Below are 23,998 nucleotides of genomic sequence, written 5' to 3'. Positions count from 1 at the left end.
AATCGCCTACAAGCCACGCCGTTCGTGGCCTACAGCCAAGTGCGCAAGAAGTTGCGCAGTACTGCGCAACTTCTTGCGCACTTTTAGGCTGTTTCCTACAGAGAAAATCGAAGATTCCTCGCGCTGACGGCGTAAATCATTGATCCGTAATAGCTCACTAATGGCTGGCACGCATTTTGATATGTGAATCGCTATCTCGAGCGGCAATCCCGTCTGCCCACATGGGCATGACGCGCGCGTGCTGCACTTCTGCGAGGAACAAAGGAATGTTCTCACCGGCCAATCAGCCTCATTTCAACCTGACCGTCGATGGCGTGGAAAACGATTTCCAGGTTCTGTCGTTTACCGGCCGGGAGGCGCTCAACACCCCCTTCGAGTTCGAGCTGGAACTGGTCAGCGAAAAGGCTGCGATCAACCTCGAAAGCGTGCTGCATAAACTGGCGTTTCTTCAGTTGTCGCCGACCGGCACCGGGATTCACGGGCTGGTCTACAGCATCGCTCAGGGCGAGGCGGGCAAGCGTCTGACCCGCTACAAGATCATCCTGCGCCCGCAACTGGCGTACCTGGCGCACCGGATCAATCAGCGGATTTTCCAGCAGATGACCGTGCAGCAGATCATCAGTCAGGTGCTGGAAGAACACGGCATCCTCGCCAGCGATTATCACTTCCAGCTCAGCGCGATTTACCCCGAGCGCATCTACTGCGTGCAGTACGAGGAATCGGACCTGCATTTCGTTCAGCGCCTGTGCGAGGAGGAGGGGATTCACTACCACTTCCAGCACAGCGCCAGCGGCCACAAACTGACCTTTGGGGATGACCAGACGGTGTTCCCGAAACTCGCGCCCGTGGCCTATCAGCAGGACTCCGGACTGGTAGCGGACACTCCAGTAATCAAGCGTTTCGGCCTGCGTCTGGCCACGCGCACCAGCCGTACCACACGACGCGATTACGACTTCGTCAAACCCAAGATCGAGCTGGAAAGTGATGCCAAAAGCAGCGCCCAGCCGGATCTGGAAGATTACGATTACCCGGGTCGGTTCGTTGATCGCGAGCGTGGCAAGCATCTCGCCAATCGGGCACTGGAACGCCATCGCAGCGACTATCGCCTGGCCGAGGGCAACAGTGACCAACCGATCCTGGTCAGCGGACATTTCCTCGCCCTGACCGAACACGCCAACCCGACCTGGAACGACCTGTGGCTACTCACTGAGATCTTCCACGAAGGCAAGCAGCCACAGGTGCTGGAAGAGTCGGTCACCAGCGACACCACTGACCTGAAGGACGATTTTCACCAGGGCTACCGCAACCGCTTCAGCGCGATCCCGTGGGACGTGCCGTACCGTCCGCCGCTCGATCACCCGAAACCGAAAGTCCTCGGCGCGCAAAGTGCGGTGGTCACCGGCCCTGAAGGTGAAGAGATCTACTGCGACCAGTATGGCCGGGTCAAGGTGCAGTTCTTCTGGGATCGTGAAGGCAAGCACGACGACATGACCACCTGCTGGATGCGCGTGGCTTCGAACTGGGCGGCGCAGACCTTCGGTTCGATCAACATCCCGCGGGTTGGCATGGAAGTGCTGATCAGCTTCCTCGAAGGTGATCCCGACCAGCCGCTGATCACCGGTTGCCTGTACCACGGCGCGAATCTTCCGCCGTACAAGCTGCCGGATTTCAAGACCTTGGCCACGGTCAAGAGCAAGGAATACAAAGGCAGTCGTGCCAACGAACTGAGGATCGACGATACCACCAGCGAGATCAGCATTGCGCTGCGCAGTGATCACGGTGCGAGCGCGATCAACCTCGGTTACCTGACGCATCCGCGCCCAAGCGGTGGTCAACCGCGTGGCGAAGGTTTCGAATTGCGCACCGACCGCCACGGCGCAGTGCGTGCCGGTGCCGGTCTGCTGATCACCACCGAGCCACGTCCGAACGAATCCAAACACCACAAGGATCTGCCGGAAACCGCCGAACGCCTGGCCACCGCGAGCGATCAGCAGGACGGTTTTGCGGTGCAGGCCAAAGAGTTGCAAGCGCAGGAATCCGGCGATCAGGACGACGTGGCCAAGGCCTTGCACGCCCAGCATCAAGGTGTGCTCGGCAGTGGCCCGGCGAACATGACGGCCAACGAATTCCCGGAATTCACTGAACCGCATCTGGTACTGGCCAGCCCGGCCGGCATCGCCCTGACCACACCGCGCTCCAGCCACATCGCCACCGGCGAACATCTGGCATTGAGCAGCACCGGGCACACCAGCCTGTCGATCGGCAAACGTCTGCTGGCCAGCGCCAGTCGCGGCATGCGCCTGTTCGTGCAAAGCATGGGGTGGCGTCTAGTGGCCGCGTCCGGCGACATCGACGTGCGTGCGCTCAAGGACAGCATCAACCTGCTGGCCAAACTCAACATCACCGCCAATGCCGACCGCATCACCATCACCGCCAAGACCGAACTGGTGATCCAGGGTGGCGGCAGCGCCACGACCTACAACGCCGGCGGCATCACCCACGCCACCAGCGGCCCGTACACCGCGCATGCGGCGAACTTCGCCTATACCGGGGCCAAATCCTTGGCGGGCGTATTCCCGGAGCCGCCGAAACCGGGCAAAGGCAACCTCGAACTGTTCAACCAATACGCCGGGCGCCAAGGCATCAAGGAAGGCGATTACGAAGTCATCGACGCCTTGGGCAAAAGCATCAAGGGCAAGCTCGACGCCAAGGGTTTCGCCAGCGTCTCTGGCGCCGCACCGGGGCCAGCGCGGGTGTTGTTCGGCAAGGATCCGGCAGACACCTGGAGCGATGGCAGCTATATCGGCAAGCCGGAATGGCCGCTGAACCCGCCAGACGCTGCAGAGGTGCCAAGCCAGGTGCAAGCGATGGTCGCTCAAGTGTTGCCAACCAAGAACTGGGACATGCTGGAGAAGGGCAAGGCAATGGCACAAACGGGGATGAGTGCAGTACAGAAGACACAAAGCGCGATGCAAACGGCGCAGCAGGTGAAAGGCGCCGTGCAGGGCGGAGTGGCCGGATTGCCGAAACTGGCGAGTGCCGCCATGCCGAGTGCTTCTAGTGTGCTGAGCCTGGCGAGCAAGACGGGCAAGTTGCCGACACTGCCGGCGCCAACGCTTGCGAAACCTTCCTTGAAAACTCCGGGTTTGTTGGCGGGTGAGGTGTTGGTATGACGACTGAGAATGCTGTGAAACGGCAGCCTCAGGTTGCCATTGTTCCGCTCAACACGATCGACATCAAAGACGTCGGGCGCGGTGCCGCGAGATTTGATGCCTGGCTGCAATCCATCAGTGGTGGTGTAGTCACACTGGATCGAATCAAAAACGTCGCGGGCGCCTTGCCCGTGGTGGGCAACATCATGGCGTTGGTCGATGCGCTGGGCGATATCGTCACGTTGTCCAAGAGCAAGCAACGCGAGCTGCTGGACTGGGTCAGTCTGGGCATCAATCTGATTGGTGTGTTACCGGCACCGCCTACCATGGCGTCGGCGCGGATGACCTTGCGTCCGACCTTGGCACTGGTGCGCCAAGAGCTGCGTAACAGCGCCAAAATGCTGCTCGGTGACTCATTGATCGAAGTGCTGATCGGCCATTTGAACGCGACCATCGTCGGCACAATCGATGACTTTGTAAAACAGGCCCAGCCCAAATTGGCAGGCATTCTTGATGATGCTGGCACACTCGGTAAAAACGCCGTAAACGAAATTGCCAAAGGTCTGGAAACCGTAGTCAACGGCAAACTCGACGCCAAGGGCGACCTCAACGCGGCGGGCGCCAAAATGAGTGCAGCCGGCGGACAATTACTGCACAACCCCAAAGCCGCCATTGGCAATATTTTTGGAGCGGCCTTCAGTGCTTATAAAGCCGTAGGTAAAGGTGCGGCCAACAGCGCCGCGAAAAATCTGCTGCCAGAAAGTGCCAAGGCCTTGGTGCTCAGTCACACGTCCACCCTGCGTACTCTGGGCTCAGAGTTGCAAACCCAGTTGAAGAAACTGGGTAATCCGGGTGTGCAGCATTCGATCGGTTGGCTTCTGCAGATGCTGGCCGGTTCTGTGGTGACCTGGCGCAAGCGTAGGTCACACGGGCAGGGCGCCAGCGTCAAGCCCGCGGCGACCAGTAAAGCTCAACACCGGGCGGGAGAGGGCCGCCTGGAGGCCACGAGTCGCCAGGCGCCGGCGACAGGTGCAGCCAATGGCAAAAAGAACGGCACTTGCTCCAGCACCTGCCATAGAATCAACTTTGCACTCGGTTCAGAAACCCTACACCACACCGATTTCAGCCTTCCAGGTCCATTCCCGATTGAATGGACGCGCACCTATAACTCACGCCTCGGCGCCTACGATCAAAGCGAACTGGGTGCGCGCTGGATCACTAAATTCACTACGCGGTTTGACTGTGTGGACGATGGCCTGACGTTCCACGGTGCCGATGGCCGTAACCACAGCTATCCGTTGCCCAAGCTGGGGCTGTTCCACTACGACGCCATCGAAGACATCACCCTGGTCCGTACTGGCGAAGATCGGCTATTGCTGTGCCACGGTTTCGAGCGCAAGGAAACCTATGTGCGCCGTGGTCAGCGCTTTGTGCTGACGAATATTTCGCTGCGCAACGGCGCTGGAGTCATGCTGCATCACGAGCATCGTCACGGCGAGCATTCGGTGCTCTCGGATCTGATCACCTATCAGGAAAACGATGTCAGCAAAGTCCACCTGCACCTCGGCACGCTGATCGATGATCACGGCCGCTTGATTGGCTTGTGGGAAATTGTTGATGGTGCCCCGCTGCGGCAACTTTGCGCTTACCAATACGGCACTGATGGCGACCTGATTCAGGCACAGGACGAGAATGCCTCGGTCTGGTCATATCAATACCAACATCACCTGATCACCCGTTATACCGACCGCACCGGTCGTGGCATGAATCTGCAATGGCAAGGCGTCGGCGCCGATGCCAAAGCCGTGCGCGAATGGGCTGACGACGGCAGCTTCGACACGCGTCTGGAGTGGGATGAGAACATTCGTTTGACCTATGTCACGGATGCGCTGGGCAATGAGACGTGGCACTACTACGACATCCAGGGTTACACCTACCGAATCCGCTACGCCGATGAGCGTTCGGAATGGCTGTTCCGCGACGAGGCGAAAAACGTGTTGCGTCACGTACACACTGACGGCAGCACGGATCGCTACAGCTACGATGATCGCGGCAATTTACTTGAGCACCTACGCGCCGATCAAACTGTGATGCATTACGCCTACGACGATCAGGATCTGCTGACCAAGATCAGCGATGCCGAGGGCGGGCAGTGGCAGCGCACCTATGACGACCAAGGCAATCTGGTCGAAGCTGTCGATCCGCTGGGCAATAAGACCGAATACGCCTACAACAAGGCTGGTAAACCTACGGCAATTAAGGACGCCAACGGCAATGAAAAGACGTTGGATTACAACGACGCTGGGCAACTGGTGGAGTACGTCGACTGTTCGGGCAAAACCAGTGCTTGGGAGTACAACGAACGGGGGCAGATGATCTCCTTCACCGACGCCGCCGGGAACGCCACCGAGTACGAATACAAAGCCGGGCAGTTGGTACTGATCAAGCACCCGGACAAAACCGAAGAGCGCTTCGAGCGTGACGCCGAAGGTCGTTTGCTGGCGCATGTCGATGGGCTGGATCGCTGCACCACCTGGAGCTATACCACTGCTGGTTTTATTGCCGAGCGTGTTGATGCGGCAGAGCAGACGCTACGTTATCGCTGGGATCGCCTGGGACGGTTGCAGGCACTGGAAAACGAAAACGAACAACGCGCGCACTTCCACTACGACCCGGTAGGTCGTCTGCTGGAAGAGTCCGATTTTGATGGGCGCACCACCCGTTATCAGTATGATCCACTCACTGGTTGTTTGGCCCAGTCCGCCAATGGCGAGCGCGTGATCGCGCTGAGCTTCGACCCAATGGGACGTTTGACCGAGCGTCGCGCGACCTTCGGCGATCAGTCACAAAGCGAGACCTTCGCCTACGACGGCAACGGCAACATGGTGCTGGCCGACAACGCCGACAGCCGCCTGCAATGGTTCCACGACCCGGCCGGCAATCTGCTGCGCGAACACCAACATTACCTCGGCCTGGAAAAGCCTACCGTCGCAATCTGGCAGCACGAGTACGACGTGCTCAACCAACGAATTGCCACCGTGCGCCCCGACGGCCACCGCGTCAGTTGGCTGACGTACGGCAGCGGCCACTTGCTCGGCCTGCGCCTGGATGAACATGAACTGATCGGCTACGAACGCGACGACATGCACCGCGAAGTCGCCCGCCATCAAGGCAATTATCTGCTGCAAACCCAGAGCTGGGACCCGGCCGGCCGCTTGCAGGAACAGTTGCTGGGACGCAGCGACGACAAATCCACTCTGCTCAAACGCGAGTACACCTACGACGCTGCAGGCCAACTGACTGACATCAACGACAGCCGTCGCGGGCCGCTCGTCTATCGCTACGATCCGGTCGGCCGACTGCTCAGCGCCGCGACGCGTCAAGGCGTGGAAACCTTCGCGTTCGACCCGGCCGGCAACCTGCTGGACGACAAAGCGACGGAAATTCGTCGTCCTCTGGACCTGACCCCGCCGCGCAGCAAACTGGTCGACAATCTGCTGCGTGAATACGCCGGCACCCACTACGACTACGACGAACGCGGCAACCAGATCCAGCGCTGGCACAACGGGCAGCGTAGCGATCTGAAGTGGGACTTGTTTGACCGGCTGGTGCACTTCGAAGATCCACGCCTCGCGGTCGATTTCGCTTATGACGCGCTGGGGCGACGCCTACACAAAAGCTCTCGCGCTCACTACAAGCAGCGCCCGGAAGCCGGCTCCCTGTGGAACCGCAACGAACACGCACGCAAGCAGCAAGAGCTGGGCTGCGGCTTCACGCTCTACGGTTGGGATGGCGACAACCTTGCATGGGAAAGCAGTCCCCCGCAGGCCGATGGAGAGCCTGGGCGCACTGTTCACTACATCTTCGAACCAGGCACCTTTGTTCCTGTTGTGCAGGCGGTGCGCCATGCACCGATTGTTCTTATGGAGCTTCCGAATTACACCAGTGCTTTCAGTCTTGATGATGACCCGTTGTGGAATCACAAAGCCATAGCAATGCAATTTGATGCGTTGGCCTGGTACCAGTGCGACCACCTGGGCACGCCGCAGGAGCTGACCGATCAACAAGGCAATATGGCTTGGGCTGCACAGTACAAGGCGTGGGGACAACTGACGGAGAAGCGTTCGGAATGGGCGCGGCAGCATGGTGTGACCAACCCGATACGGTTTCAGGGGCAGTACCATGATCATGAGACTGGGCTACATTACAATCTATACCGGTACTACGACCCGAGCACAGGAAGGTTCATCAGCAAAGACCCAATAGGGTTGGCGGGTGGACTCAACGTGTACCAATATGCACCGAACCCGTTGGAATGGGTTGATCCCTTAGGCCTTGCTCGCATTCCTAAAAAAGTGAAGGCTAACGTAGCAACGGAGAACAAGGAATTCTACGGTGTCGAGACGTGCGAAAAGTGTCTTATTGCAGTGGTGCCGGGTAAGAAGAGCCAGCGGGGTGTCACTCCCCCTTCGAATGAACGACAATTCGACCATATTGATCCTGACTCGCTGGGCGGAGGTAACGATGAGGCTAACACTGAGATACTGTGCCGTCATTGTAATCGCGAGGATTCAAACTCAATCAAGCCGAATTACAAGATTTTGAATCGCCTAGGTCGTTCCAACCCATGAGCGCATCTCACATGACCGAAATTTTTCATAAAATTATTTTTGAGTTAACACCTGATGAGGACGATTACCCACCGGTTTCTGCGGAGTCGGTATGGGGGATTTACCAAGGAGATAATGTTTATATTGTCGACAATACGCCTTATTACACGTATGGCGTAAGCAAGGGGGATAGCGTGCTAGCGCGTCAGAATGATGGCGAGTTAATCGTAACGCATGTAATCAAGCAGGGTGGGCACTCAACAATCAGGGTGTATGCCAATAATCCTGAAAAAAAATCAGAAATTATCGACAAGCTTCAAAAGCTTGGTGCTTCTTGTGTGTCTAACAAGGAGTTGTCACTCTTTTCAGTTGATATCCCCGGCTCTTGTGTTTTCTCGGTAGTCGATGAGTATCTTTCGGCCATCTCTGATGGAGAAAATATTGCGTACGAAGACGCATGCTTACAACACTCAGGCATCTCATCAGCTCGTCTGGATGAGTGCTTATCGCTTGCCACTGTTCCGTTCATGACACACTGATGACGTTACGAGATGGGCACCTGATAACTTTGTTCCTGACGGACTTGGATGAGCGAGCTGTCTAAATATGGAGGTAGTTGATTACTCCTTCCAGTCCGCTCGGAATGTATCGACTCAGACAGCCAGCCCCAACCCAAGTCAAAGGAGTGACAGTTTGAAAGACGCAATCCGCCTCGGCGACTCCACCACTCACGGTGGCAAGGTGCTCGAAGCATTCCCCCAGACCGACCTCAACGGCAAGCCGATTGCCGGGGTCGGTCATAAGGTCAGTTGCCCATTGTGCAAAGGGGTTTTTCCGATTGTCGAGGGCAGCAGCACCTACACCGTTGATGGCACGCCCATCGCTCTGGACGGTATGAAAACTGCCTGTGGGGCTGCACTGATTGCCAGTGGACCGAAAGGGGCTGTGGTCAGTTGAACGTCTGTTCTCCGGTCTGATTTCCTTCCGGGAGTTGCAATGCTCGTCGCTTCTCACACGGATGTGACGACTGTAATATGGCCAACCCACTCCAACGAGCATGAAAATGGACTCTCACTCGCTTCTGGCTTTCACCCTGGTTGGCGCAATTGCCATCGCCAGCCCCGGCCCCGCGACGTTGATGGCGATCAACAACAGTCTGGCTCACGGCCAGCGCAGCGCGATCTGGTCGTCCCTTGGCAACGCGAGCGGTCTGTTCTGCCTGTCGGCCGCTGCGATGCTCGGCCTCGGGGCGTTGCTCGCCAGTTCTGAGATGCTGTTCAACGCGGTAAAGATCATCGGTGCCTGCTACCTGTTTTATCTCGGGATCAAGCAGCTCACCAAGAAGGGCCCGATGCTTGCGCAAGGTGCTGAGGATGAAGTGATCAAGAGCCGGCCGACGCGCACCAGGCTGTATAAATCGGCGTTTCTGACGGCGGTGACCAATCCCAAGGCGACGATGTTTTTCACTGCATTGTTCCCGCAGTTCATCGATCAAAGTGAGGCGTTGCTGCCGCAGTTTTTGATCCTGACTTCGATCTTCATGGCGCTGTCGGTGACGTCGCTCAGCATGTACGCAGCACTCGCCTCGCGAGCCAAGGGTTGGTTGACCCGGCCGGAACTGTCGCGCTGGGTCAGCCGGGTGGTGGGGACGACGTTTATCGGTTTTGGCGCGGCGATTCTGACCATGCGTCGGCAGGCTGCGTAAGCACGATCATTGTGGAGCTGGCGCAAAGCGGTTCAACACCGCCGCCAGTATCCGCTGCCCATACAACCCGACCCCAAGCCCCGACACGATCAGCACCACCGCAACAATCTTGTTCAACGACAACTGCTCATCAAAAATCGCCACCGAACCCAGCAACCCGAACACCGGCACCAGCAACGACAATGGCGCGACGGTGGACACCGGATATTGCTTGAGCAACGAGTTCCATACCCAGTAGCCGAACAGTGTGTTGGGATAGACTTGGAACAGGATCGACAGGACGGCGCGGTAGTCGAGTTGGCTGACCAATGCGCTGTACCCCGTCGTGCCGTTCACCGCGTAATCCAGCGCAAACAGCGGTATCGGCGAGAACGCACTCGACCACACCAGAAACGCAAAAACCTCGGTGGTTCTGGCTTTCTTGTTGATCACGTTGGCCGCGCTCCAGGCAACTGCGCCGAGCAGCACCAGGCTTAAGCCAAGCGTGGTGACGGTGCCATCGACGATCGAAAGAATGCTCAGCAGACCACACAGCGCCAGCGCCATGCCCGCGTATTGAAAGCGCGAGATCCGTTCCTTGAACACCCACGACCCGAGCAGAATGGTGAAGAACGCGCTGAACTGCAGCACCAGCGAAGCAATGCCCGCCGAAAGCCCCGACTTGATCCCAAGGTTGACCACACCCCACAACCCGATGCCGAACACCAGCCCGTAGCCGATGATGTAGCGCCACTGCACGTCAGGTTTCGGGATGAACAGGATCGCCGGCAGCGCGCACAGGGTGAAGCGAATGCCGGCGAGGATGAACGGGTCAACCGTGGTCAGTCCCAGTTTGATCACCGAGAAATTGATGCCCCAGATTGCGGTAATCGCAATAGCGAGTAACAGGTGCCTGGCCTTCATGCGGGTCTTCCTTGAGCGGACGGTGAGTGATGAAGCGTGAGAAACCACAGGAGCAGGGCGGTCGCGCTGATCGCAGCGCCCAGCAGGCTAACGGCGATCCAGCCCCAGCGCGCGTAAACCTGAGTCGCGGCGACGGCGCCCAGTGCGCTACCGACTGAGTAGAAACACATGTACGCGCCGACCATGCGACTTTGCGCGTCGGGTCGTGCGGCGAAGATCATGCTCTGGTTGGTGACGTGCACGGCCTGCACCGCGAAGTCGAGCAGGATCACGCCGATGACTAGCGCGATCAGCGAAGACTCGGCAAAACTGCTGGGCAGCCATGAAAGCGTCAGCAGCGCGAGGGATATGCCAGTCACCCGTTGCCCAAAACCCCGGTCAGCCCAGCGACCGGCACTTCTGGCCGCCAGCGCGCCGGCCACACCGGCCAGGCCAAACAGGCCGATCGCCGTATGAGAAAGCGACAGCGGCGGGGCGCTCAATGGCAGCACCATCGACGTCCACAGCACCGAGAAAGCGCCGAAGATCAACATCGCCAGCAGGCCCCGAACCCTCAGCGTGCGTTCGGTGATGAACAGTTTGAACAGCGAAGCGATCAGCGCCAGATACGACTCTCGATGGGGCGGCGGCGCGGTGACCGGCGCGACTTTCCACAGCACTGCGGCGATGCTCAGCATCAGCCCCGAGGACACAAAATAAACCGCGCGCCATCCCGCTAGATCTGCGATCACGCCAGAAGTAAAGCGCGCCAACAGAATGCCCAGCACGATGCCGCTGGTGACCGTGCCCACGGCTTGTCCGCGTTGTGCGGGCGTTGCGAGCATCGCGGTGTAAGCCACCAGCACTTGAACCACCACGGCCAACAAACCCACCGCGACCATCGCGCCCAACAGGACCAGCCATTGCTGTGCAGCGCCGACAGCCGCGAGCGCCGCTGACGACAACAGGACTTGAGCCAGAACCAGCCGCTTGCGATTGACCAGATCCCCCAGCGGCACGATGAACAACAACCCGACCGCGTAACCGACCTGAGTCGCCGTCACCACGATCCCGATCATCGACGCATCTACGCCCAGGCTCTGAGCCATGGAGTCGAGCAACGGTTGGGCAAAGTAAACGTTGGCCACTGCCAGCGCGCAGGTGACGGAAAACAAAAACGTCAGCGCCGGCGATAGCCCGTCAGTCGCACGCGATGTGTTGATGGCCAATTTTGCATCTGCTGTCATGCACGCCTCCATGGCGTTAAACTGGTTTCAAATTAAAACCTGAGCTGATTGTTGCAATATCAGGTTTCAAATTGCAACCATGTTTCGCCTGGCGGGTCGCTAGACTCGCCATGATCAAATTCCGGGAGGTCCCAACATGGTCGAAGTCGCATCACCGTCAGGCAACGAATGCCCAGTCGCCAGAACCCTTGAGGCTATTGGCGATCGCTGGTCGCTGATGATCATCCGCGATGCGTTTGACGACATTCGTCGCTTCAGTGAATTTCAGAAAAGCCTCGGCGTAGCCAAAAATATTCTGGCGTCGCGCCTGAAAGCTTTGGTCGAGGTCGGGGTGTTTGACGTGCAACCGGCGTCGGACGGCAGCGCCTACAAGGAATACGTCCTGACGGAGAAGGGACGCGAGATTTTTCCGCTGGTAATCAGCATGCGCCAGTGGGGCGAGCGCCATCTGTTCGAGCCGCAGGAGACGCGCTCGCTGTTGCTGGATAACGCCTCCGACCAACCGCTGCTGCCGATTGAAGTGCGCTCGGCAAACGGTGAGAAACTCGGGCCGCGTGACTGCCACCGGATACGCCTTATTGGCGGCAAGCTGCCTGGTTGATTTGTGTGTTGATCCACTGTCGGCTGTGGCTCAGAACCCGTGCTGCGACAGTTGTGGGGAAGTGAATGAAGCCATGGGGACAGGCCGGCAACAGGTGCAGGTCAACTTCGGCGGCTTTCATCCACTGCCGGGCGATCAGCAGCGTGTCGTCACGCAACGGATCGAGCTCACCTGCAAACAGCAGCGCTGGCGGCAGACCGTTGAAGTCGCCATACAGGGGCGATAGCTGCGGTTGGCGGCGTTGTTCGTCGCTCCTGTCTGGCGTGAGCATGCGCAGTGCTTCAACCATACCCGGGCCGTCGAGCAACAGTGTATCCGGGCCAGCGGCGCGCACGCTGGGCGTTCCGGTCAGGTCATAGACGCCGTAATACAGAACCGTCCCGCGTACGCGTTTGAGCAAGTCGGGCGAGGCTTTCAGTGACAACAACGTTGCAGCAGCGAGATGCGCACCAGCGGATTCGCCGACGACGATAACCGGCAGGTCCTTGAATTCTTCGCAGTCGCCCAACAGCCAACGCGCCGCGCCAAGGCAGTCACTCAGCAACCCTTCGATCGGCGTCGACACCGCCAACCGGTAATCGACCGACACGGTGACCACCTCGCATGCGTTGACCATCGCCACGTTGAAGGCGTCATCCATCTGCGCATTGCCAATCACCCAGCCGCCACCGTGGTAATCCAGCACCACGCCCTTTGCCTGGCCTTTGGGCCGGATAATGCGCAAAGGAACGGGCACGCCCTCCACCGTGATGACCTTGGTCTCGGCAACAACCCCACGCAATGTCCCCGCGCCAGAGATTTGCGCGACCCGCAACAAACCCTGAATCAGACGCGGCGTCAGACGATTACGAATGCGAAAACGCGGCAACCACTTGAGCTTGCGGTTGAAGCGCTGCACCTGCTCCAGATCTCTTTGGTCTAATGGTGCAAATTCTTTGCTATCCAATCTTTCACTCCCTTGTCAGGATTAGCCCCGCGAAGTCGCGCATTGTAGTGTGACCGCGCGTGACCCATAAGCGCTTCCTAAAACAAGACAAAAATCAGGAGTCATTGATGCAACCGATCCGTCTCGGTCTGGTGGGCTACGGCAAGATTGCCCAGGATCAACACGTGCCAGCGATCATGGCCAACCCGGCGTTTGAATTGGTGGCCGTGGCAACGCAAGGGCAGCCTTGCGTCGGCGTTGAGAATTTCCGATCCCTGAGCGAGCTGCTGGAAAACGGCCCGCAGGTCGATGCGGTTGCCTTCTGCACGCCGCCGCAAGGTCGCTTCGCGCTGGTGCAGCAAGCGCTGGCCGCCGGCAAGCACGTACTGGTGGAAAAACCGCCGTGCCCAACCCTCGGTGAAGCGCTGGCGCTGGTCGATCAGGTCAACGCGCAAGGCGTCAGTGGGCTGTTCGCCTGGCATTCGCGTTACGCGCCGGGCATCGCAGCGGCGCGTGACTGGCTGGCCAGCCGCACTCTGCAAAGTGTGCAGATCGACTGGAAGGAAGACGTGCGCAAATGGCACCCCGGTCAGGCGTGGATCTGGCAACCCGGCGGCCTCGGCGTATTCGATCCGGGCATCAACGCCTTGTCGATTGCCACCCACCTGCTGGCGCTGCCGCTGTTTGTCGAATCCGCCGAGCTGCGCGTCCCGAGCAACTGCCAGTCGCCGATTGCCGCGTCGATCAAAATGTCGGACGCGCGCCAACTCGATGTGCGCGCCGAGTTTGATTTCGATCACGGTCACGATGAACTGTGGAGCATCGAAGTCCGTTGCGCCGAAGGTGTGCTGCGCCTCGACAACGGTGGCGCAGTGTTGAGCATCGACGGCGTGCGCCAAGCGGTGTCGGAGGAGGGTGAGTATGCGGCGGTGTACCGACATTTCCAGCAGTTGATCAACGACAAAACCAGCGACCTCGATCTGCAACCGCTGCGGCTGGTGGCCGACAGTTTCTTCGTCGGTAGCCGCGAGTTGGTCGCACCGTTCTACGACTGACCGGCGCAAGCGTCAGGCGGGCGGTTGGGCCGGTTTTGCCAGCTCGATTCCCGCCGCGCTCAAGCGTTTGAGAATCTCGAACAGCAGATCACTCTTGGTCGTGCCGACAATCCTCGGACTGGCGACGTAACCGGTTACCGTCAATGTGATGCCGTCCGGCGACAGCTTGCTGAAGCGCACGAATGGCGCCGGGTTTGCGAGAATGGTTTCGTGTTCGGTGTAGGTGTCGAACAGCAGGTTCTGCACCTGCTCCGGGTCAATGTCCAGCGGAAACATCAACTCCAGCGTCGCCACGCCCTGAGCACTGCCGCCGAGCGTGACGTTGCGCAGATTCTGCGAGATCAGCTGCGAATTGGGCACGATCACAATCGAGCGATCGCTGAGCTGGATCTCGGTGGCGCGCACATTGATGCGGCGGATATCGCCCTCGACGCCGCTGATGCTGATCAAATCGCCGACCTTGACCGGGCGCTCGGTCAGCAGAATCAGACCGGAGACAAAATTCTTTACGATCTCCTGCAAACCAAAGCCGATACCCACCGACAACGCACTGACGATCCACGCCAGATTGGTCCACTGCACGCCCAGCGACGACAGCGTCAGCAGGATCACCAACGCATAACCGATGTTGGAAAACAGTGTGCTCAACGAGGCGCACATGCCCGGGTCCATATCGGTTTTGGGCAGAAACTCGTGGTCGAGCCAGCGGCGCAAAGCGCGGATCAGGTAGATGCCGATCAGCAGCGCCAGCATCGCGTTGAGCAAGTGCCCAGGCACGATGTTCAATTTGCGCAGCCCGGCACCGCCAAGGATGGTGCCGATGTTGGCGATCAGTTGCCCGAGCGTCGTGCCGATACCGCCGACGAACATGGTAATCACCGCCAGCAGCAACAATCCGGCGCGCCCCACGCCCGCCAGTAGCGTCGAGGCTTGTTCAAGACGTCGATCACCGATGCCCAGCAGCTGCTTCAACGCCTTGCCGCTGGAGTGGCGCGGCGAGAACAGGTACTCGCAGCTGTCCTTGAGCAGTTGCATCAGCAGATAAAATCCGCAGAACACGATGAACGCCCACACCAGCTCGTAAGTGATAAAACGCGCCAGCGACACGTAGCCGATCAGCAGCGCGCCGAGCGCAATTACCATTGCCAGAGTGGCGACGGTGTACACCACACCGGCAAATGTATTGCCCGCGACCGGCGCTTCACCGGCCGCCGCCAGCGCCTTGCGCACCTTGCCGAGTCGGTACAGCAACGTCGCCACAATCCCCATCACCACCAGCGCAATCACCCCACGCCCGGATATCACTATCTGGCTGCTCATCCCGGCAGCGTTGAAGATCTGCACCAGCGTTACCAGCACCAACAGCGTACCGGCGAGAATCTGAAAGAATGGCTTGAGTGTGAGTGCGACCTCGTCCGCCATCCCCGGCAAACGCCACGTCGGACGCTCGGTCGAGAGCAACGCGCGGCTCAACCCGGTGATCAGCACACAGGCATAAACCACCTTCTCGAATTCATCGGAAAACGTCGCCAGCATCGGCGGCAACGGTACATGCCGAGTGCAGGCGTAAAACAACAACTCCAGCGCAATCGCTGTGGCCGCCAGCGTTGCCAGCGCGGAAGCGAATGCCAGCGAACTGCGGCGCAAGCGTCCCTCCGGCATCCGATGAATACACACCCATGCCAGCCACCGATCAGCGAACCGCCGGCCCAACGTCCACACCAGCCAGGCCAGCAGCACCAGAACGCCGGTGTAAAACCGCTGTTGCGGCCTCAATGCTTCGGCACCGGTTGCCTTGATTTGATCAACAAACCCCCCCAACCGGTGACGGTCGTCCCACGACGGCGCAACCAGCGGCGCCCAGAACCCGGTGCTCAACACACTGTGGCTGCGCAGAGTCAATTCGCTTTCCAGCAGCGTGCGCCTGATGCCAGCGATCTGGGTGATCAGTTCAGTCGCACTTTGCTTCAGCGTCGCGACATTCTTCAGCGCGGTATCGACCTTGTTCTTTTGCTCGGTCAAGGCCGCACGCTGCGCCACGATATCTGCCTGCTCGGCCGCTACCTCACCGACCGGCGCCGCGCCCAAAACACCAAGCTGCACGATCAACTGCGCCTGCTGCGGCAACAACGAGGCCGACAACCGATCCAGATCCAGAATAAACGCCTGCACCCGATCCTGCGGGCCTTCGAGCTGGTTGTAATTGTTCGCGGAGGAGATCTGCTGTTTGAGACCGTCAAGGCGCTGTTGCAGTGCCTGCAAATCGGTTTGAGTCACGCCGGGGAGCGGCGCGGTGGTGTTGATCTCGGCCGTGCCCGGCAGATCGGCGGCCGACACTGACGCGATGGCTGGGCCGAGGAGGAAAAGTGCGAAGAAAAACAATAATGCTTTTTGCATGGGGGCTCGAACCGGGTTGATCACACAATCCTAAGAGGTTAGGTGATCGAAACGCGGAGCGAGGAAAAGTTTGGGGTGGAGTAGTTGAGCAAATGATTCAGATGCGGATTGATCGTGTCGTTGTGACATGGCGAAAAAACCTCATGCCGACGGGCCACTCGCTAAATATGCCGGTTGCGAGTCATATAGCGGCTGTGCTTCGCCGAGTGCGCGCGCGATGATCAGTCGTTCGTAAGCTGCGAGGCTTGTCCTGCCAAGCTGGCAGTAAACGCCCCCCGGATCGGCGTGCCAGGAAAACAGGACGACGATCTCTTCGCTGCTGACTTTGAGGATCAACTGCATAGATGCTTCAAACGCGGTATTCGCTGTCAGGTAAGTGAACTCCTGAATGACGGCGCTACCGCACCAGCTCAATTCTTCCCATGCCCGCAGATTGTCTGGCAGAACCGGCACATGATCGGATTTTGAATCTTCCTGAAACTTGCGCAAAACCGACAGCAATCTTTCGCAAGAGAGAACCTGTAATTCGTATCTGCATTGCCCGTAGTGCGCCGCATGCACAATTCCAGTGACTGGAGCGGCACCCACCACTTTCACCTCCAGAAGGTAACTCTGTGCAATCTCTGATGGCTGCTCATCCCAACCGTTCAAATCGGCAACAGGCGGGCACCACATGACCCGCACTGTTTCACCGACGCTTACCGGCTCGCGGCTTTCGAACCAGGCGAACGTGCTTTCGCCAACGCTCGGCAAAATATCGCCGATGCGCAGTTCCCCTGCGCCGTAATCAATGCCGGAGTCTTGCGACCAGAATGTCGGGCAGCAGATCCTCATGTCGTCAACTCCTCATGCGGTACGGAAATAACGGCCAGATCAGCGCTTGCTGAAAGCCAACCGCGCAGCGAACAACACGAAAATCAGCCCCGTGGTGCGATCCATCCAGCGGATCACCTTCTCACGCCGCAGAAACCCCGACAGCGGCTGCGTAGCGCCGATCAACACCGAGGACCAGATCAAACCCAGCACTACATGAATGCTCACCAGCCCGAACGTCCACGCCACCAGCGGCGCGCCCTGCGGAATGAACTGCGGCAGAAAAGACACGTAGAAAATCCCGATCTTCGGGTTGAGTACATTGCCGAGCATGCCTTTTAAAAACCAGCTCGAACCCGATTTGCCGTTGGCCTCAACCGCGCCTAGCGAGCGGCGAGGGCGCAGCAGCATATTCAAGCCGAGCCACGCCAGATACGCCGCGCCGCAGTACTTCAATACGTTGTAGGCCAACTCGGAAACGGCGATCAACGCACCCAGGCCGAACGCGACTGCAGCGCCCCAGAGCAGACAGCCGGCATTGATGCCCAGCGCGGCGCGAAAGGCTTGTTGCCGGCCTTCAACGGTCGCGGTGCGCAAGATCAACGCGGTGTCGAGACCGGGCGTCAGCGTCAGCACTGTGGCGGCGAGGATGAAGGCGAGGAGGTTGTCGGCGATGGACATGGATGCGTAAGTTTCCGGTGGGTGCGCGAGCAGGTTAGCGGATTCTCCCGTTTACCTCACTCCATGCATAATTTGGGCGTGATCCTGACTTCGTCAGGCAGGTTGTTGTCTGTCTGCCCGTTGGCCCCGCGCAGGGGTTCTTTTCGTGTGCTCCACTCGACAGGATAAGGCCCGGTGGGTGCGAGGACCGACTGTAGCCGCGAGATGAAGACCAGATCGCTCGGGGTGTAGAAGATCCATTCCCGCCGATGCTCTCCAGTAACTGTGCACACCCACTTTGCCGGCCCTTGATCCTTGACGGCCGACAGCAACAGGTCTTCCATTTTATCCATCCGCTCAAGTTCGATGGCTTCCGGCAAGAAGGTTTTCGATGTGTACTTCCAAGTGACCCGGACTTTGAAAGGCAGCGCCTGCTTGTCAATCACCGTTATCGAGCCATTCATGCGGTATCTCATGGGGCTGGCGATGTCTGGAAAATCGGCCTCTTGGTAAGGGATATCCTCCGGGTCGGCGAGTGCCATTTGCCGGTTTGAGGCACCGGTGTCGTCGAGAAGTGCACGCAGCGCCGCGGCTCTTTGCAACGTCCTGGAAGCCTCACAAGCATCGTAAGCCGCGCTTTTGGCGGGGCCGGCGTCCAGGCACTCGTCGCGAGAGGGTTCTGGCGGGGGAGGAGTCGCACACCCGGTGATGAGCACGCACGCAAACGCCAACAACCACACCAATGGCCGTGCGCTTGTGAGTGTCTGTGGATCGTTGCTGCTGGCGTGAGTCAAAGTACCTTCCTTGGATGACGTGGCGCGAAAAAATGATTTTGGCTTCGATAACTCGGCGAAGAGTTCGTGTTTGGTGAGACTGGTCTCTGGCTGGCCGACGTGCTGCAAGGGTCGCCGATATCACGATGCCACTGCAACATCAAAACTCGAAGTTATGCCTAAGTCACTGAATAGGCGGGGGAATTGCCGCAACTACCATGTCTGGCGCTTTGTCCGTGGGGCGGTGATATCGTGGACGAGCAGGGCTTGGTAGCCATTGAGATCAAAGGTCAGGAGATCGGGGAGGGCTTCGGCCCATAGGGCGGATTGGTCGTTGTTGCCGCGCACCGCTAATGATTAGCTGCCTCGGGCGCACGGAATGCCTTGCTGTAGTAACCAGACTGGTCGAAACAGCAAACCTGCTTCTTGCCGGATGCGAGCATTTCGCAGGCATCACCCATGCGTTTTACGCGTGTCTTGTGTTGTTTGGCTGAAGTAATCCAGTGTATCCAGTCTACTCGCGCAATGGTCGTCGTATTGTTCCAGACGTTACGAGCCTCAGGATTGGCTGCCAATGCCTCCTGAAAATCTGCCGGGATGTCAGGCTCGGGCTCTTTTTTCACAGGGGTCAGTTCTAGCGTAATGACATCCCCAGCGGCCGCGCCTGCGGCTTCTTGTAATTGCCTACTCACCTGCAGCCAATGGCTCAACTGACCATCCGGCTCAAGGGTTGCCTGGAAATGGTGGCCATTGATTGTGCCTTCAACTGTCGTGCGTCCTCGCCTCGGAAGCTGTTCACTCGCGTCTCTTGGCAGAACTACGAACGCCCACGTCGTATCATCACCGGGCTGTGCCGGACGAAGAAGCTCTGCTTCGAATCGGGATGTCACAGCGATTGTGGTCATTGCAACTCCTCCAAAAGCCAAAAAGAGCTAAAAAGAGCCAAAAGGGGATGCGCCTGTCCCGCCCCGAACAATCATTAAAAACTCTGACACCGCCGCTCAAATCCTCCGACGACTGCGCAAGCGTGACACTCCCTAACCGTTTCAGAAGCAACGCTTGCGTAATCGTCCGACGAACACACCTTCCAGATCCCAACACTAAGGACAATGGTTTTCGCGTAATTTACCCAATAGCGTCCAGATCAGAAGCGCGAGGGGTAGATAGCCTCAGACTGACTGTCTATCCCTGCCTTGGCAATGATTTGCGCGCGCATCCCTGAGCCCGCTCGCCGGCTATGACCTGATAGAGAACCTCAGCGGCTAGCTTTTAACGTTTCAAGCATCGCCTCGGCGGCCAGAGTGTGGACTTTGCGGGTCGGGTGCCATTCATCCCAGTAGTAATGGGCATCTGGATTTTCACACACGGGCTTGACGTCCGGATAGGTAGCTTGGCACGGGGTATCCAGATCCTTCAAACCCGCAACATCGGGTGCAGCGCGAAGCTTGTTGCTGAAGGCCAGGTGGTCAAAGTAACTAATACTGACGTGATGGGCTTTAGCCAGTGTTGTTAGCGCTGCTGGCAGTTTTTGTTCGAGTATCTGCTGGTATTCTGTTGCATCCTTGACTTGATTGCCCTGCACCACAGCCGGCACATGACTCAAATCCGTAGTCCCCACCACCATCAAGTGCTTCGCGCCTGCTGCAATAAGCGTCTCGGCGGCCTTTTTTATGTTCGCCACGCTGTTCTGGCTCAGCACGTCAATCGACTCTGGGTGCGAGAAGTCGGCCCATTCAAAAAAGTCGTTGGCTGAGATGAAAATGAAATAGAGCGAATTCGGATCCGCTTTGTGCGTTTTAGCGGCTTTGAGATGATCATCGATTTGGCCGAAAACCCCAGTGTCGCGAGAGGGTTCCATCCAAGCATAGTAGTTGCCGTTGCCGCTCTTGGCACCGCCAATCCCGTAGTCGGTCAAGGGGGTTTTCAAGGCGTGAGCCAAGCCCTCGACGGCGGTGGGGCCATTGCTCCAGCGTCCCTTCCAATACAACGAACCGGGTAACTCCTGTGCATCTTTGACCTTCTGCGTGGCCAATGTTCTAGTGAAGGTTTGACCCGCACCATTGTCAGAGTAGCTGTCACCGAAAGCATAGAGATGATCGTAGCTGGGGGCGCCAAAGGCGGTTGATGCGGTCAGTGTCAATAGAGCGGCCAAGCAAGCGCATCGAGTCATTGAAAGTCTCCCAGGTTGTCACCTCAGACTACCGGCGGCGAAATTTTTTCTTCGCCACGGTTGCGACGTATGTTTAGCCATGTGCGCAAAGACTGTCCTGTTCGCGACTGGTGGTAGCGGGTAGCCGTATGCGTCCGGCCTCACGCCTTGCGTAATTAAACCAGCTGCCACTTATGCGGCAGCAACTGATCGATTTCACTCGCCCGCTGCGTCGGCAGGCGCGTGAGCACGTCCTTCAAATAAGCATACGGATCATGCCCGTTGAGGCGCGCTGATTGGATCAAACTCATGATCGCGGCCGCTCGTTTTCCGCTGCGCAGCGAACCTGCAAAGAGCCAGTTCTTGCGACCCAACGCCCACGGTCGGATTTGGTTCTCGCACCAATTATTGTCAATTGGTACGGCCCCGTTATCGAGATAGCGCGACAGCGCCGTCCAGCGTTTGAGGCTGTAATCCAGAGCTTTGCTTATCGCCGAGCCATCGTGCACGATCTGGCGATTCAAAAAGGGACAGATTTATTTTCTGTCCCTCTCCCATCCTATGGAGGCACGCTGGTCACATTTATCTCAATAAATAATGTAAACGCGTCCACTATTGCTTTTTTGTCCAATTCATTCTTGGTTTAGTGTTTCGGTGCGCCTGCTGTGCTCTTTTTAGTAGCATCTTCTGTGGCCTTCATTTCCGCATATGCCTTATCGGCTGCGACCGACTTTTCAACTGCTTTCTCGGCAGTAATTTTATCCGCCGCAAGCTGCTCAGGCGTTTTTAATCGGTCGTTTACGAGCTTGTTAATTGCAGTGACCTTTTCTTCCATCTTGGCAGATTCGTCTACGGGTAACTCTTGTGAGTATGTTGCACATCGCCCGCTCACGGAAATCGAAGCTAAAACAACTTTAGCTCGCTCCGCATCGGTTGTAGTGCTGTCGGTTAGGGAGTTTCTGATTTCCGTATGGAATTTATCCAACAAACCGCTAATGACTCTAGCGCGATTGGACCTGACGAGTGCCTCATCACCCAAGTCGGTCTGGATACCATTCGTCGCACCGGACAGAGACGACCAAGCCTTGGCTGCCGTACCGCCAGCGGTTACTCCAAAAATGCTGCCGGCTAAAACACCGAGGACTTTCACGCCGAGCTTCGTTCGCGAATTGATGTTGCCGGTGCCTTCATAGAAATTACTTACTTGCCTGCAAAACGACGTTGCAGCGATCACCGACTGATACATCTCAGTAGTTGTGCAAGTGGACCTGCATCCTTGGAGGTTAGTTATTCCTGATTCTCCCCATGGCCAAGTGGGTGAACCCGCCGCGTCGTCTTTGCTGCACCCGAAAAGAAGAGGCAGCGTGAAGAGTGCGAGAATAATAGCCCTTATGTTCATGTCCTTGTACCGTCCCTGAAGTAATGAAGTCGCCATCAAGGTGATGCTAGTACGCCAGTACGAAAAATCAACGTACCCGGACTAAAACAGTTTCGGAAATACAGAGGCCAAAGAGAGCACAAAAAAGGAGGCGGATATTTCACGTCACTGTCCCTCCCTAACGCAATTACAAACTCTGATACCGCCGCTCAAAATCCTCCGCCAACTGCTCAAGCGTGACACTGCCCAATCGCTCCAGAAGCAACGCCTGCGCCGCGTCAAACGCATCCGTCAGCGCAGCGTTTACCGCTTGTTCGACCAGGCATTTTGGATGGTCAGTCGACAACCCGATGGCGAAAAGACTGGACGAACCCAAGGCCTGATGGATATCCAGCAGCGTCATTTCTGCCAGCGGTTTCGCCAGCGTCCAGCCGCCACGGTGACCCTTTTCCGAACTTACATAACCCTGTTCCTTGAGCAGCGCCATGGTGCGTCGGACCACCACTGGATTGGTGCCGAGCATCTTTGCGATGGTGTCGGAGGTGGCCGGTTGTTCGTGGCGGGCCATGTGGATCAGTACGTGCAGCATGCGCGACAGGCGGGTGTCGTTTCTCATGGATGGTGATCTTCTGAATTGCGTGCGTCGAGTATCGCTCGATACAGCATAAGTTACGAGACCGTTGACACCTGAATGTCACGTAACTTACGGTGTGTCTAGAATTCTTCGAGCAGGTCGAAGACTCACGGAGACACACCCATGGTTTATGACGTGATCATTGTTGGCGGCAGTTATTCCGGCATTTCCGCAGGCTTGCAACTGGCGCGGGCGCGGCGAAAGGTGTTGGTGATTGACGCGGGTCAGCGGCGCAATCGCTTTGCTCACGCCTCGCATGGATTTCTCGGGCAGGACGGTCGCGACCCCGCAGCGATTGCCGAGGAGGCACGCGCTCAGTTGCTTGCTTACCCGACTGTGGAGTGGCTTTCGCAGTCGGCCATGCAGGCGAAGGCGGGCGGCGATGGATTGGTGATAACGGCCGAAAACGGGCGCGAGTTTGCCGCACGGCGTCTGATCCTGGCCACCGGCGTAGTGGATGAATTGCCCAAGGTTCCCGGACTGGCAGAGCGCTGGGGGCAGCGCGTGTTTCACTGTCCGTATTGCCACGGCTATGAACTCGACAGCGGGCCGATCGGGGTATTGGCCGCGTCGCCTGTAGCGATTCACCAAGCACTGATGTTGCCCGACTGGGGGCCAACAACGCTGTTGCTCAACCAGGCATTCGAGCCGGATGCCGAACAGTTGGAAAAGCTCGCCGGTCGTGGCGTTGTGATAGAGCGCGAACCTGTGTTGTCGGTAGGCGGGGAACAAGCCGATGTGTTACTCGCCAGCGGCCGTGTAATCAAATTTGCCGGGTTGTTTACTCAGCCTCTGACGCGCATGGGCAGCCCATTGGCGGCGCAACTGGGTTGCGAGTTTGAAGCCGGGCCAACGGGGGAGTTCCTCAAGATCGACGCGATGCGCGAAACAACCGTCCCCGGCGTATTTGCCTGCGGGGATGCGGCCGTTGGCGCGGGCAATGTGGCAATCGCCGTGGGCGACGGTGCACGCACGGGAGGCGCGGTCCACCAGTCGCTGATTTTTCGCTGAATGCAG

General features: G+C 58.1%; 19 protein-coding genes and 1 pseudogene. 8 read left to right on the top strand and 12 right to left on the bottom strand.

Annotation, left to right across the window (positions count from 1 at the left end; translation table 11 throughout):
- Window positions 1–266: 266 nt before the first annotated feature.
- The 5 genes from ACOI8A_RS25385 (at window position 267) to ACOI8A_RS25365 (ending at window position 9,467) form a co-directional block, all read left to right on the top strand.
- The gene (locus tag ACOI8A_RS25385; protein ID WP_420650332.1) at window positions 267–3,173 is read left to right on the top strand and encodes a type VI secretion system tip protein VgrG; all 2,907 of its coding nucleotides are present in this window, start codon (window positions 267–269) and stop codon (window positions 3,171–3,173) included.
- On the top strand, window positions 3,170–7,783 hold the full coding sequence (locus ACOI8A_RS25380; RefSeq protein WP_420651478.1) for an RHS repeat-associated core domain-containing protein: 4,614 nt from the start codon (window positions 3,170–3,172) through the stop codon (window positions 7,781–7,783). The genes ACOI8A_RS25385 and ACOI8A_RS25380 overlap by 4 nt, the downstream gene beginning before the upstream one ends.
- Window positions 7,784–7,794: 11 nt before the next feature.
- Complete coding sequence (locus ACOI8A_RS25375; protein WP_420650334.1) at window positions 7,795–8,301, top strand: DUF4265 domain-containing protein; 507 nt, start codon at window positions 7,795–7,797, stop codon at window positions 8,299–8,301.
- A 154-nt stretch (window positions 8,302–8,455) separates the two neighbouring features.
- Entirely contained in the window at window positions 8,456–8,719 is a 264-nt protein-coding gene (locus ACOI8A_RS25370) for a PAAR domain-containing protein (RefSeq protein WP_420651479.1), read from the top strand.
- Between the two features lie 106 nt (window positions 8,720–8,825).
- A complete protein-coding gene (locus ACOI8A_RS25365) occupies window positions 8,826–9,467 on the top strand; it encodes a LysE family translocator (protein WP_420651480.1) in 642 nt (213 codons plus the stop codon).
- 6 nt (window positions 9,468–9,473) lie between these two features.
- Here ACOI8A_RS25365 and ACOI8A_RS25360 read toward each other — a convergent pair whose 3' ends face one another.
- Both ACOI8A_RS25360 and ACOI8A_RS25355 read right to left on the bottom strand, forming a co-directional pair.
- Window positions 9,474–10,370, bottom strand: coding sequence for an EamA family transporter (locus ACOI8A_RS25360; RefSeq protein WP_420650894.1), 897 nt, complete (start codon window positions 10,368–10,370; stop codon window positions 9,474–9,476).
- A complete protein-coding gene (locus ACOI8A_RS25355) occupies window positions 10,367–11,596 on the bottom strand; it encodes an MFS transporter (RefSeq protein ID WP_420650895.1) in 1,230 nt (409 codons plus the stop codon). Before ACOI8A_RS25355 ends, ACOI8A_RS25360 begins: the two co-directional genes overlap by 4 nt.
- A gap of 136 nt (window positions 11,597–11,732) precedes the next feature.
- On the opposite strand from ACOI8A_RS25355, the gene ACOI8A_RS25350 reads away from it, so the two are divergent.
- Entirely contained in the window at window positions 11,733–12,197 is a 465-nt protein-coding gene (locus ACOI8A_RS25350; RefSeq protein WP_420650896.1) for a winged helix-turn-helix transcriptional regulator, read from the top strand.
- Here ACOI8A_RS25350 and ACOI8A_RS25345 read toward each other — a convergent pair.
- The gene (locus ACOI8A_RS25345; protein ID WP_420650897.1) at window positions 12,172–13,143 is read right to left on the bottom strand and encodes an alpha/beta hydrolase; all 972 of its coding nucleotides are present in this window, start codon (window positions 13,141–13,143) and stop codon (window positions 12,172–12,174) included. The genes ACOI8A_RS25350 and ACOI8A_RS25345 overlap by 26 nt on opposite strands.
- A gap of 107 nt (window positions 13,144–13,250) precedes the next feature.
- Here ACOI8A_RS25345 and ACOI8A_RS25340 point away from each other — a divergent pair, with 107 nt between their 5' ends.
- A complete protein-coding gene (locus ACOI8A_RS25340; RefSeq protein WP_420650898.1) occupies window positions 13,251–14,177 on the top strand; it encodes a Gfo/Idh/MocA family protein in 927 nt (308 codons plus the stop codon).
- A 12-nt stretch (window positions 14,178–14,189) separates the two neighbouring features.
- Here the strand turns inward: ACOI8A_RS25340 and ACOI8A_RS25335 are convergent, their stop codons facing one another.
- The 9 genes and pseudogenes from ACOI8A_RS25335 to ACOI8A_RS25295 all read right to left on the bottom strand — a co-directional run bounded on the left by ACOI8A_RS25335 (window position 14,190) and on the right by ACOI8A_RS25295 (window position 22,963).
- Window positions 14,190–16,574, bottom strand: a complete 2,385-nt coding sequence (locus tag ACOI8A_RS25335) for a DUF3772 domain-containing protein (protein ID WP_420650899.1) — start codon at window positions 16,572–16,574, stop codon at window positions 14,190–14,192.
- 141 nt (window positions 16,575–16,715) lie between these two features.
- The gene (locus tag ACOI8A_RS25330; protein ID WP_420650900.1) at window positions 16,716–17,408 is read right to left on the bottom strand and encodes a hypothetical protein; all 693 of its coding nucleotides are present in this window, start codon (window positions 17,406–17,408) and stop codon (window positions 16,716–16,718) included.
- 39 nt (window positions 17,409–17,447) lie between these two features.
- The gene (locus ACOI8A_RS25325) at window positions 17,448–18,068 is read right to left on the bottom strand and encodes a LysE family translocator (protein WP_420650901.1); all 621 of its coding nucleotides are present in this window, start codon (window positions 18,066–18,068) and stop codon (window positions 17,448–17,450) included.
- Between the two features lie 56 nt (window positions 18,069–18,124).
- On the bottom strand, window positions 18,125–18,841 hold the full coding sequence (locus ACOI8A_RS25320; RefSeq protein WP_420650902.1) for a DUF695 domain-containing protein: 717 nt from the start codon (window positions 18,839–18,841) through the stop codon (window positions 18,125–18,127).
- A gap of 329 nt (window positions 18,842–19,170) precedes the next feature.
- A complete protein-coding gene (locus ACOI8A_RS25315; RefSeq protein ID WP_420650903.1) occupies window positions 19,171–19,725 on the bottom strand; it encodes a YdeI/OmpD-associated family protein in 555 nt (184 codons plus the stop codon).
- Window positions 19,726–20,075: 350 nt separating this feature from the next.
- Window positions 20,076–20,990 (bottom strand): SGNH/GDSL hydrolase family protein, encoded by a 915-nt coding sequence (locus ACOI8A_RS25310; protein WP_420650904.1) that lies wholly within the window; start codon window positions 20,988–20,990, stop codon window positions 20,076–20,078.
- Between the two features lie 155 nt (window positions 20,991–21,145).
- A pseudogene (locus ACOI8A_RS25305) lies at window positions 21,146–21,487 on the bottom strand (IS66 family transposase); the annotation flags it as partial.
- A gap of 125 nt (window positions 21,488–21,612) precedes the next feature.
- Complete coding sequence (locus tag ACOI8A_RS25300; protein WP_420650905.1) at window positions 21,613–22,215, bottom strand: hypothetical protein; 603 nt, start codon at window positions 22,213–22,215, stop codon at window positions 21,613–21,615.
- Between the two features lie 319 nt (window positions 22,216–22,534).
- Window positions 22,535–22,963 (bottom strand): Rrf2 family transcriptional regulator, encoded by a 429-nt coding sequence (locus ACOI8A_RS25295; protein WP_420650906.1) that lies wholly within the window; start codon window positions 22,961–22,963, stop codon window positions 22,535–22,537.
- Window positions 22,964–23,104: 141 nt separating this feature from the next.
- Between ACOI8A_RS25295 and ACOI8A_RS25290 the strand changes: the two genes are divergently transcribed.
- Window positions 23,105–23,992: an NAD(P)/FAD-dependent oxidoreductase gene (locus ACOI8A_RS25290; RefSeq protein WP_420650907.1), complete on the top strand. Its 888-nt coding sequence runs from the start codon at window positions 23,105–23,107 to the stop codon at window positions 23,990–23,992.
- Window positions 23,993–23,998 lie beyond the last annotated feature (6 nt).

It is taken from the genome of Pseudomonas sp. P4795, from assembly GCF_048822895.1.
Classification (GTDB): domain Bacteria; phylum Pseudomonadota; class Gammaproteobacteria; order Pseudomonadales; family Pseudomonadaceae; genus Aquipseudomonas.
Note: the sequence above shows the minus strand (reverse complement) of the source record. Positions and strands in the feature narration are given on the sequence as shown.

What these genes read in the sequence shown, in the direction of transcription:
- ACOI8A_RS25385 (WP_420650332.1), top strand. Translation starts at nt 267, where the DNA reads ATGTTCTCACCGGCCAATCAGCCTCATTTCAACCTGACCGTCGATGGC.
- ACOI8A_RS25380 (WP_420651478.1), top strand. Translation starts at nt 3,170, where the DNA reads ATGACGACTGAGAATGCTGTGAAACGGCAGCCTCAGGTTGCCATTGTT.
- ACOI8A_RS25375 (WP_420650334.1), top strand. Translation starts at nt 7,795, where the DNA reads ATGACCGAAATTTTTCATAAAATTATTTTTGAGTTAACACCTGATGAG.
- ACOI8A_RS25365 (WP_420651480.1), top strand. Translation starts at nt 8,826, where the DNA reads ATGGACTCTCACTCGCTTCTGGCTTTCACCCTGGTTGGCGCAATTGCC.
- ACOI8A_RS25360 (WP_420650894.1), bottom strand. Translation starts at nt 10,370, where the DNA reads ATGAAGGCCAGGCACCTGTTACTCGCTATTGCGATTACCGCAATCTGG.
- ACOI8A_RS25355 (WP_420650895.1), bottom strand. Translation starts at nt 11,596, where the DNA reads ATGACAGCAGATGCAAAATTGGCCATCAACACATCGCGTGCGACTGAC.
- ACOI8A_RS25350 (WP_420650896.1), top strand. Translation starts at nt 11,733, where the DNA reads ATGGTCGAAGTCGCATCACCGTCAGGCAACGAATGCCCAGTCGCCAGA.
- ACOI8A_RS25340 (WP_420650898.1), top strand. Translation starts at nt 13,251, where the DNA reads ATGCAACCGATCCGTCTCGGTCTGGTGGGCTACGGCAAGATTGCCCAG.
- ACOI8A_RS25335 (WP_420650899.1), bottom strand. Translation starts at nt 16,574, where the DNA reads ATGCAAAAAGCATTATTGTTTTTCTTCGCACTTTTCCTCCTCGGCCCA.
- ACOI8A_RS25330 (WP_420650900.1), bottom strand. Translation starts at nt 17,408, where the DNA reads ATGAGGATCTGCTGCCCGACATTCTGGTCGCAAGACTCCGGCATTGAT.
- ACOI8A_RS25325 (WP_420650901.1), bottom strand. Translation starts at nt 18,068, where the DNA reads ATGTCCATCGCCGACAACCTCCTCGCCTTCATCCTCGCCGCCACAGTG.
- ACOI8A_RS25315 (WP_420650903.1), bottom strand. Translation starts at nt 19,725, where the DNA reads ATGACCACAATCGCTGTGACATCCCGATTCGAAGCAGAGCTTCTTCGT.
- ACOI8A_RS25310 (WP_420650904.1), bottom strand. Translation starts at nt 20,990, where the DNA reads ATGACTCGATGCGCTTGCTTGGCCGCTCTATTGACACTGACCGCATCA.
- ACOI8A_RS25300 (WP_420650905.1), bottom strand. Translation starts at nt 22,215, where the DNA reads ATGTATCAGTCGGTGATCGCTGCAACGTCGTTTTGCAGGCAAGTAAGT.
- ACOI8A_RS25295 (WP_420650906.1), bottom strand. Translation starts at nt 22,963, where the DNA reads ATGAGAAACGACACCCGCCTGTCGCGCATGCTGCACGTACTGATCCAC.
- ACOI8A_RS25290 (WP_420650907.1), top strand. Translation starts at nt 23,105, where the DNA reads ATGGTTTATGACGTGATCATTGTTGGCGGCAGTTATTCCGGCATTTCC.